The sequence below is a fragment of the Desulfovulcanus sp. genome (genome assembly GCF_982781345.1).
In genome coordinates this window covers 1-10,012 of the sequence record NZ_CEYAEZ010000079.1, presented here as the reverse complement: position 1 = coordinate 10,012, position 10,012 = coordinate 1, and the positions used below count along the sequence as shown (strand labels likewise).

Genomic DNA, 10,012 nt, shown 5'->3' with positions numbered 1-10,012 from the left:
AAAATTTGGCCAAAATTTGCTAAATTTTGGCGCTTCCGTGGAAACTTGGGTTAAGACTTATTCGAAAAAAGCCAGGTCCTGTGAGCATATTCAGGTTTTGGCTCCAAAATTGACGGCCGAAGAATTGCAAGGATGTTACGAGTGTCACACCACTGGTTATAACAAGGGTGGATTTATATCCTATGAGAAAACCCCTCATCTTTCAGATGTGGGCTGTGAGACTTGCCATGGCCCCGGGAGAAAACATATTGATGCCAGCGGTGACCCCAGTTTGATCAAGGGTGATATTTCACAGGATGAGTGTAGTTCTTGTCATAATGAAGAGCGAATAAAAACTTTTGATTTCAAACCTCTTATCTATGGTGGAGCTCATTAAGTCGTTAAGTGTTATAAAGGCTAAAGGAACAATTTTTGCATTCAACGTTTTTTGTCTTTTGCCTTTGATCCTGGCCAAACACATTAAAGAGGAATAAGATGATTAATAAAATTAAACAAAACTTAAGCTTAAAAACCGGGTTGTTAGTTACTTTTATCTCTCTGTTAATCTTTGTCGTTATTGTTTGGTTGATGGCCTTTATGGAAAAAAAGGTCATGTGTAAGGAACTCCAGAAAGACATGAGCAGATTGGCTGATGTCATGGTGATGTCTATTGAAAGACCCATGCTTATCGGAGACGATGAGGGAACTCGGGAGGAGTTCAAATATTTGGCAGAACAATTTAATGATGTACACATGTATTTAATGGATTTTAAAGGTAATATTACCTACAGTACTGATGAGAGTGTGGTACGTAAAAATTTGGCTGAAGTTTTTAGTCAACAAGATTTACTGAATTACGTTGGAGAAGGGCTGAAGAAACTCACCAAAAAAACTAAGTTGACTAAAATTAACGGCCAGGATTTTTTTCTCCGGGTCATGTCTATCCCCAATAAACCCGCATGCCATCATTGCCATGGCTCTTCCAAGCCTATTCTGGGCGAAATGTTGGTTTTGCAGGATATTTCCTCGGCTATGAGCAAAATTGACAAACAGATTATTTTTGTAGGGGCAATTTGCGCCTTGGCCTTAGTGATCTTGGTGACCACCCTCAATATTTTTATTCGTAAAGGAATAACATTGCCTGTGACTTTGCTTGCCCAGGCCAGTGAGAGAGTTGCCCAAGGTGATTATAATGCCCAATTCACAGTTGATAAGGCAGATGAACTAGGTAAATTATCTCAAAACCTGGGGAGAATGCTCGATACAATAAAAAGAGAACTGGGGTTTTCCAAGGGTATCCTAACTGCCATGAGCGTGCCGTGTTTTGTTATTGATGCCAGCGGCAAACTAAGCTTTTCCAATGCAGCTACACTTGAACTTGTGGGTCTGAAGGGAAAACCGGAAGATTATTATGGTCAGACCGTTGGTCAATTTTTTTATAATGATGCCAGCAGAAAGTCTTTAACCGAGCAGGTTATGGAGACGGGGAAGCCTTTAGTTAAGCACGATTTTGAAATGGTTAACCGTCTAGGACGAAAGCTTTACTTGCGGGCTGATATAGCCCCGTTATACGATTTGGACGGTGATACCCTGCTGGGAGCATTTTCTATCATCACAGATTTAACAGCTATTAAAGAGCAGCAAAAAGTCCTTGAAGCCAAGAACGAGGTTATTGCCAAAACAGTTAAGGAAGCCGATGCCATTGCCGAGCAAGTATCTTCTGCGTCTGAAGAGCTTTCAGCGCAAATTGAAGAAGTTACAGAGGGAACAAACTCGCAAAGACAAATGACATCAGAGGCAGCAACAGCCATGGAGCAGATGAACGCCTCTATTTTAGAAATAGCCAAAAATGCGTCTGATGCGGCTAAACTCGCTGAGTCAACAACGGAACAAGCTTTACAAGGAGCCAAGGTGGTAAATGAGGCTACTAGTTTGATCAACAAAGTGGCTGAACATGCACAAGAACTTATGCAGGATATGGCAGAGTTAGGAAGGCAGGCCGAGGGTATTGGTCAAATCATTACAACTATAGAAGATATTGCTGATCAAACCAATCTATTGGCCTTGAACGCAGCCATTGAAGCGGCAAGGGCAGGTGACGCGGGCCGAGGTTTTGCAGTGGTAGCTGATGAGGTTAGAAAGCTGGCTGAAAAGACCATGGGAGCGACCAAGGAGGTGGCTCAATACATTGGCAGTATACAGGAAAGTACTAAAAAAAATATTGCCAATACTGAAAATACAGTGAGCTTTGTAAAGACCAGTACCGAAAAAGCCAACGAGTCCGGACAAGTGCTGCAAGAAATTTTGCGTTTGGTGGAAATGACAACTGACCAGGTACGAGGTATAGCCACTGCTTCTGAAGAGCAATCAGCAGCTTCAGAACAGGTTAACAGATCAACTGAAGAAATTAACCGTATAACTTCTGAAATAGCCGAAGGCATGAACCAGAGCAACCAGGCTGTAGCTGATTTGGCCAAGTTGGCCCAGGAGTTGAAGCGTCTTATTGAGGAACTGCAAAAGGTTTAAAGGTTAATAATCAAAAAGGCCGGTCAGAGACCGGCCTTTTTGATTTCAATGGCTTGGGAGTCTAGGACGATGCCTTACCCTTTGCTGCATGCAGTACGTAAGTCATGTTGTCTTACCTGTAGATGGCTATCAGAATTGGTACGGTACTCACCTCCACAACCTCCTGTTTTCCCCTCAGCTTCTTCATTTTTCACAGTACTAAGCAGATAAGCTTATCGACCCGGAAAGCAGTTTGGACTTTCTGCGTGTCACCAGAGCATTCTTTTGATCAAAAATCAAAAATTTTTTCCCATTTTGTTTTACAAGAGACTGATTATCAATGTGAGGTATAAAAAAAATTTCTTGTTTGTCCTTTATTAATTTTTTTCACTTCACTTTATGAGAAATATAGAGTATATTAAGAGTAATATTTTCGCTTGGGGATTGATGTCGAAGGTAGCCATTCATGTAACCCAATTGACCATTAACCTAAAGTTGGGATACAAAGAAAAAAATTTTGGGCATTAAGCTATCCCTAAGTTTATATTTTTAAGTTTATACTTAAGAGGAGGGCAGAGGTGAACTGGCAAACGTTAGTTGGAACAAGTATTGTACTGCCAATGCTAGCGGGGGTTCTGACCCTGCTTAACATGGCGGCGTGGCGAAAGCTTGTGGTTATAGCCTCAGGCGTGATTTTGACTGTTGTCTCTTTGTTTATGTATGCCCACGGGCCTTTTACTTTAGAGCCCGGCTTGGGTCAGACTAATTTCAAGTTGGATTCTCTTATCGCTGTCCTGGATTTTGCTCTTCTGTTTTTCATTTTGTTTTTGGGCTTTAAGCTCAAAAATAAAAAGATAATAATCTTGACCATTCTGCAAATTGTCCCGCTAGCTATTGTAGAATTTTTTCATGGCGAAAGCCAAAGCTTAGCTGAGCCTTTGTTTGCAGACCAGTTCTCACTTATGATGGTCCTGATTGTATCTATTATTGGATCATTGATTTGTATTTATGCCCTGGAATATATGCGCATCCACGAAGAGCATTTGCACCTGGAAAAGTCACGGCAGGGAAGATTTTTCTTTTTCCTGCTTGTATTTCTGGGGGCAATGAATGGCTTGGTATTAAGTAATAATTTATTGTGGATGTACTTTTTCTGGGAAGTGACCACATTATGCTCGTTTATGCTCATTGGACATGACGACACGGAAGTGGCCAGGGAAAACTCCCAGCGAGCTTTGTGGATGAACTTGTTGGGGGGAGTGGCATTTATCTTTGCTTTGTTGGTGTTAAGATTTAAAGGTCTACCGCTAGAGATTACATCTTTGTTGAGCGGTGGAAAAGTAGCAGGAATTCTTCTGGCCATGGCCCTTTTATGTGTAGCCGGGTTTACCAAATCCGCTCAGGTTCCTTTCCAAAGCTGGCTTACCGGGGCGATGGTTGCTCCAACGCCTGTTTCTGCTCTTTTGCATTCATCTACCATGGTTAATGCTGGTGTATATCTTATTTTGAGGATGGCTCCCATTTACCAAGACACCTTGTTTGGCTCATATGTGGCCTTTTTTGGAGCTTTCACTTTTATCGCCACTTCAACTTTGGCTTTAAGTCAAAAGAATGGCAAAAAGATTCTGGCTTACTCCACAATTGGTAATCTGGGAATGATTGTTGCTTGTGCTGGGATAGGAACCCCAGCAGCCATATCCGCCGGTATTTTGCTCATTCTTTTTCATGCTCTGGCCAAAGGTCTTTTGTTTATGTGCGTAGGCACAATTGAACAGAAGATTGGCAGTAGAAATATCGAAGATATGCGCGGATTATACGCTAAAATGCCAAAAACAACCCTGATAACTCTTTTAGGCATGGTAACCATGTTTTTGCCTCCTTTTGGAGCATTGCTCAGTAAATGGATGGTACTTGAGGCTGCTGCTCGTGAGCCTTTAGTGGTAGTCATGCTTGCTCTTGGTAGTGCATTTACGGTTGTTTTCTGGGCGCGTTGGGCTGGTCTAATTTTAAGTTCCACAGTGGAAACAGAGCGAGTCGTAGAAGATCAATCAATACTTGTTCGTCTACCTCTACTTATCTTGGTTTGCGCCGGAGTTGTGTTCAGTTTCTTGGTTGGCAAGACTTATTCCGCTATGGTTTTGCCAGTGATTAAGACTTACTATGAGAAGGGATTTTACCTGTTATCTCAGGGCGGCGTGGTCAATGATATAGGCGCGTTTTCTGTGTATCCTCTTTTCTTTATCTTTGTTATAGGGTTAATTTATGCTCTGAGAGCAAGTAAAAGAGTTGGGGCCAGAGCCTATGCACTCCCCTACATGGCAGGCATAGGTTGCAGCGAAGGCGAAAAATATGGTTTTAAAGGCCCAATGAATAGTTTTGTCTCTTTTTGTGCAGCAAATTTTTATCTCAATGATTATATTGGAGAAAAAAAGCTTGTCACCGCTATTAATATCGTGGCTATCGGTATCTTGGTCGTGATTATGGCTGGAGTTTTTTATTCTGCGTAATGGCAACAACTACTAATTCAGGGGTTAGACTATGTTCACTACAAAAAATTTACTAATTGGTTTGATAGCCATTATTGTTGCTCCATTACTTGGAGGCATAATTTCTGGTCTGGATCGGAAATTAACAGCCTGGTTCCAGGGCCGTTATGGCCCCCCTATTTTGCAGCCTTTTTATGATGTGTTTAAGTTGCTGGGCAAGAAAAAGATGATCGTTAATTACTGGCAGGTATTTTGTGCCCATATGTATCTTATTTCGGCTGCAAGCTGTGTTCTGCTTTTTGCTTTGCGTTCTGACCTTTTAATGATCTTTTTTGTGCTTACCATAGGTTCTGTCTTTATGGTTATCGGTGCTTTATCAACGCCATCTCCTTATAGTCAGATAGGCGCCCAAAGAGAGTTGATGCAGATGCTGACCTACGAACCTCTTCTCATCCTGGTTTTTGTGAGCATTTATTTTGTAACCGGCAGTTTCAAGATTTCAGATATTATGGCGTATGATAAACCGATTTTTCTTATGTTACCTTTGATGTATCTGGTTCTGGGTTTTGCCCTGACTATAAAACTTCGTAAGTCTCCTTTTGACATTTCTACCTCTCATCATGCCCATCAAGAGATTGTAAAGGGTGTTTTGACAGAATATTCCGGACCTCATTTGGCCATAATCGAAATCGCACATTGGTATGAGATTGTCTTGATTTTGGCTATCTGTGCTCTTTTCTGGGCTACGAGCTGGATCGGAATGACTATTTTGCTTGTCATAACATACTTGGGAGAGATTTTGATCGACAACCTGGTAACCAGGGCCACTTGGCGATGGATGCTGACATATGTTTGGGGTGTAGGCATAGGGTTGTCGTTTATCAATATTGCCTTTCTTTATGCCAAGTATTTTTAGAATTTAAGTTTAAGGTAGGTTGAGTTTGGTGGATGGGTATAACAGCCATCCATGAGTCTACGGTCTACTATTATAACATTAAACATAACGGGGCTGTAAATGCAGTGTATAAAGAGATTTATTCAAAAATCCAGAGTTAAATCTCCCTGGTTGCTACACTTCGATTGTGGCAGTTGTAATGGCTGCGATATAGAGATTTTGGCCTGTCTTACGCCTATTTATGATGTAGAACGTTTTGGGATAATTAATGTTGGTAACCCAAAGCATGCTGATATTTTACTGGTGACAGGCACAGTAAATTATCGCAATAAAGATGTGCTAAAAAGTCTTTACGAACAAATGCCTGATCCCAAGGTGATTGTGAGTATAGGTTCTTGCGGGAATAGCGGCGGAATATTTAAGGATGCTTATAATGTCCTTGGTGGCATTGATAAAGTTATCCCGGTAGACGTTTATGTGCCAGGCTGTCCTCCCAAGCCAGAGGCAATTATTGATGGAGTGGTTCAGGCTTTGGGCATTTTGGCAGAAAAAAGTGAAAATAATCCGGAGTAAGGCAAATGACAGATAAAGAAATTTTTGAACTGGACCAAAGTCAATTGCTTGCCGAGGTCAAGCAATTAAAAAACGAGGGTTATCGCCTGGTGACTATTAGTGCCGTGGACCTGGGCGATAAGTTGGACCTCATTTACCATTTTGACCAGGACTTGAAGTTAAAAAACATGCGCGTGCAAATGGAGAAAAGTCAGGAGTTCCAGAGTATATCAAGTATTTATTTTTGTGCACTTCTTGTAGAGAATGAGATTCAGGATTATTTTGGAGTGAAGTTCAAAGATTTGGTTTTAGATTATAAAGGACATTTTTATTTGGAAGATGAGGTGCAAAGGGCCCCTTATTGTGCCGTGAGTATAAGAAGAGAACAGGGAGGAAAGAAGTAATGGCTCCAACTATCATTCCATTTGGACCCCAGCATCCTGTGTTGCCAGAGCCTTTACATCTAAAGATTACAACCCGGGATGAAATTGTGACCGAGGTAGTCCCTCAATTGGGATTTGTGCATAGAGGACTGGAAAAGCTAGCCGACTTAAAGGACTACAACCAACTGGTACAGGTTGTAGAAAGGGTATGCGGTATTTGTAGTTGCATCCATGCCTTGACTTATGCTCAGGCCATAGAGGCTTTGATGCAGGTTGAGGTGCCTAGAAGAGCCCATTTATTGCGTGTTATTTGGTCAGAATTGCATAGGATACACAGCCATTTATTGTGGTTGGGACTTTTAGCCGATGCCTTTGGCTTTGAAAGCCTCTTTATGCAATGTTGGAGGATCAGAGAAAAAATTATGGATGTCCTGGAGGCCACGGCAGGGAACAGGGTTATCATTTCTGTGAATGTGGTTGGAGGAGTGCGCCGGGATTTGACCAAGGAACAATGTCAGTGGATTCTGGATGTACTAAAGGATGTGGAAAAGGAATTTCTGGCCTTGGAAAAGGTTTTCATAAATGATTATTCTGTTGAAAAGAGAACCAGAGGTATCGGGGTTTTGCCCAAGGAGAAGGCCTATGAGTTAGGTGCATGTGGCCCCACACTGCGTGGTAGCGGAGTGGCTCAGGATCTGCGTCAGACTGGATATTCAGGCTATGGTCAGTTAGATTTTGAGCCTGTAGTAGAGCATGACGGAGATTCCTATGCCAGATGCAAGGTTCGTTTCAGGGAAGTACTCCAATCTATAGATCTTGTTCGACAAGCCATAAACAAGCTGCCTGAAGGAGAAGAGATTAGAGTAAAGGTCAAGGGCAATCCGGAAGGGGAGATTATTTCCAGGAGTGAACAGCCCAGAGGGGAACTTCTTTATTATATCAAAGCTTCAGGTACCAAGAAATTGGATCGCTTACGTATTAGGACTCCTACTTTTGCCAATATACCGCCTCTCTTGACCATGTTGCCGGGTGAAGATTTGGCGAATGTCCCGGTTATTGTGTTGTCAATAGATCCATGTATCAGTTGTACGGAGAGATAAACTACTTAGGTGATGAATAAGGAATAGGTGATAGGCTCTTTAGCAGTGCCAGCTAGATAGCCTATCACCCAGGGTAAGTCACACCTGTAACGTAATATTCTTAAAAAACTTAAATACCGAGGTCAGCCATGCTCCATATGACGCCAACCATATTAAAAAATTTCTTTTCTAAAAGTGCTACAAGATTATATCCGGTAAAAAAGAGGGAACCCTTTGATAATGTGCGCGGGGAACTGGATATCCGCATAGAGGATTGTATATTTTGTAGTTCGTGCCGCATAAAATGTCCGGCGGCGTGTATAAAAGTAGATAAGAAGAACAAAATATGGCAGATTGACCCTTATATCTGTGTCTATTGCGGTATATGTGTGGATCACTGCCCGACTAAATGCTTGTATTTCAAGGGAGATTATCGTGCCCCGGTAGCAGAAAAAGCCATGAAGATAGAGCAAAAAAGAGAAGAGACTCAGAGTAAATAAGACTTAGCAATTGTGTGCAGGTCTGCGTAGGCTATATTTGACTTTATGCCTACGCATAGATCTGCAGATAAGTCCATTTTGGTTTCCGTGAGCTCAAGGATTTCTTTTTTTTGTGAATTCAAGCGGTGTTTAATAAAATCAGAATCAAATCCATCCATAATTAAGGTTAGACCTTCGGCAAAATAGAAAGACCTGATATAAGGCAGATAATTGGAGAGTTCTTGTCGGTCATTACGTCTAGCGAGCATGTTGTAAATGATAAGGTTAATGATAAGAGATTCAATCTTGAGACGGTGGTCTACGTTAAAGAACTTATTTTTATTTAAGTCCTCACGATCAAGATTATTCACAATGGTCTGCGCTGCATCAAAGACTTGTTTCTCGTAGATTGGTGAAATGGGAAATTTGGATATTATACGTACCAGTACTTTTTGAGGATTTTCATTGGTGCTCATTCCAAGAATAGAAATAGCCATTAGTATTAACTTACGCTGCAAGTCTTTAAGCAAGGTATTTTTCTTGATAGCGGCAAACTTGGCTATCTGTTCGGGGTCTAGAGAAGTATTTAATAGTTCAAGTAAATATCGGATATAAGGTTCTGAAGTATTTTTTATTTCCTGCTCCAGAAATTTACCGTTCTTTTTGCTTTCCAGAATTTTTTTCACTGAGAGCCAGTAGGCCACAACCCCTTCGATAGGCATTTCAACCAGGTCAAAATCACTGGGCACTTTTTGGTCCTTTTCGGTCTTGACCAGAAAGAGGTTTTTGACTTTTTTTGAGATGTCGCGCATCCTTTGAAACCTAAACAAATATGGTTGGTTCTACATTTTCAATTTTTGGCAGATGCTCCTTACCGAGAATATTCAGGGCTTTAAAAAAAGGATTTTGAGGTTCAAGGTGTAGCTCAAAGGTCTTGGTAAAAAGTTCTTCAAATAGTTCGAGTACCTTGGGTCTTGTTGAGGCAAAATAGACAATATTTTTCTGTATGTCCCAGACTACATCAAAAAAGGCAGGAACGGGCAGCGTTTTAGTCAGTAGCTTTAGCTTAACCTGTTCTTTTAGTTCTTTTTTTTGTTCCCTGGAGATATATTTTTGTCCTTGCTCTTTTAACTTTTTTCTGAGTTCATCTAAATGTATCTGAAAATGTTTTTTTAGAACGGCCGGCGAGATTCGTCTGGTATCCAGTCTGAGGGCAAAGGCCAGGAATTCACCTTTTGTCGGTGGTGCTGTCTGCCAACTGGAATCTAACATGTTGTCAAAGCAGACCCAGCCAAAGCTACGCTCATCAGTTGTGTTATCGATATCCTGAAAAGAAAATTTAAGTAACCTATCTTGGATTTCTGCCCAGAGAGTATCTGGCACATTTTCCACTATTTTATATCTGGTAAGGCTAAGACTGGTGCTTAATATCCCCATTTTTTCTCCTTATTGTAAAGTTAATTAACTAGAACTTTGCCTTGATTTTGTTAAAAAGGCAAGGGTTGCTGACTGGGCGTAAATTGCAGGGCAAACGCACCTAAAATTGTTGCAGTATAAGTTTTTCAAGAAAGTTAATATCCCAGGCAACTTTTTCCCTTTTCCAAAAGTATCATGAGAGGGGATACCATTAGGCAATTTCAAAAAGCGTTTAAAC

At 41.2% G+C, this 10,012-nt stretch carries 11 protein-coding genes; 8 read left to right on the top strand and 3 right to left on the bottom strand.

All coding sequences use genetic code 11. The annotated features are described in order from the left end of the window. From AC3WVG_RS10565 to AC3WVG_RS10530, 8 genes are all read left to right on the top strand, one after another. Nucleotides 1–376: cytochrome c family protein (locus AC3WVG_RS10565; RefSeq protein ID WP_488798084.1), on the top strand; the 376-nt coding region annotated here is incomplete at its 5' end. Nucleotides 377–474: 98 nt separating this feature from the next. Next, complete coding sequence (locus AC3WVG_RS10560; protein WP_488798083.1) at nt 475–2,505, top strand: methyl-accepting chemotaxis protein; 2,031 nt, start codon at nt 475–477, stop codon at nt 2,503–2,505. A 599-nt stretch (nt 2,506–3,104) separates the two neighbouring features. After that, nucleotides 3,105–4,991: an NADH-quinone oxidoreductase subunit 5 family protein gene (locus AC3WVG_RS10555; RefSeq protein ID WP_488798085.1), complete on the top strand. Its 1,887-nt coding sequence runs from the start codon at nt 3,105–3,107 to the stop codon at nt 4,989–4,991. Between the two features lie 31 nt (nt 4,992–5,022). After that, nucleotides 5,023–5,886, top strand: a complete 864-nt coding sequence (locus AC3WVG_RS10550; protein WP_488798082.1) for a respiratory chain complex I subunit 1 family protein — start codon at nt 5,023–5,025, stop codon at nt 5,884–5,886. Between the two features lie 99 nt (nt 5,887–5,985). Continuing rightward, nucleotides 5,986–6,438 carry an NADH-quinone oxidoreductase subunit B family protein gene (locus tag AC3WVG_RS10545; RefSeq protein WP_252381265.1) on the top strand — a complete coding sequence of 151 codons (453 nt, stop codon included), beginning with the start codon at nt 5,986–5,988 and terminating at the stop codon, nt 6,436–6,438. A 5-nt stretch (nt 6,439–6,443) separates the two neighbouring features. After that, entirely contained in the window at nt 6,444–6,821 is a 378-nt protein-coding gene (locus AC3WVG_RS10540; protein WP_488798081.1) for an NADH-quinone oxidoreductase subunit C, read from the top strand. Beyond that, nucleotides 6,821–7,900 carry a hydrogenase large subunit gene (locus tag AC3WVG_RS10535; RefSeq protein WP_488798080.1) on the top strand — a complete coding sequence of 360 codons (1,080 nt, stop codon included), beginning with the start codon at nt 6,821–6,823 and terminating at the stop codon, nt 7,898–7,900. Before AC3WVG_RS10540 ends, AC3WVG_RS10535 begins: the two co-directional genes overlap by 1 nt. A 128-nt stretch (nt 7,901–8,028) precedes the next feature. Next, entirely contained in the window at nt 8,029–8,379 is a 351-nt protein-coding gene (locus tag AC3WVG_RS10530) for a 4Fe-4S dicluster domain-containing protein (RefSeq protein ID WP_488798079.1), read from the top strand. On the opposite strand, the gene AC3WVG_RS10525 is transcribed toward AC3WVG_RS10530, so the two are convergent. The 3 genes from AC3WVG_RS10525 to AC3WVG_RS10515 form a co-directional block, all read right to left on the bottom strand. Then, nucleotides 8,367–9,170, bottom strand: a complete 804-nt coding sequence (locus AC3WVG_RS10525) for a hypothetical protein (protein WP_488798078.1) — start codon at nt 9,168–9,170, stop codon at nt 8,367–8,369. The two genes, AC3WVG_RS10530 and AC3WVG_RS10525, sit on opposite strands and share 13 nt — an antisense overlap. A gap of 10 nt (nt 9,171–9,180) precedes the next feature. Beyond that, on the bottom strand, nt 9,181–9,795 hold the full coding sequence (gene rdgC, locus AC3WVG_RS10520) for a recombination-associated protein RdgC (RefSeq protein WP_488798077.1): 615 nt from the start codon (nt 9,793–9,795) through the stop codon (nt 9,181–9,183). A 24-nt stretch (nt 9,796–9,819) separates the two neighbouring features. Continuing rightward, nucleotides 9,820–10,012 (bottom strand): hypothetical protein (locus AC3WVG_RS10515; RefSeq protein WP_488798076.1); only part of this gene is annotated, 193 nt, incomplete at its 5' end.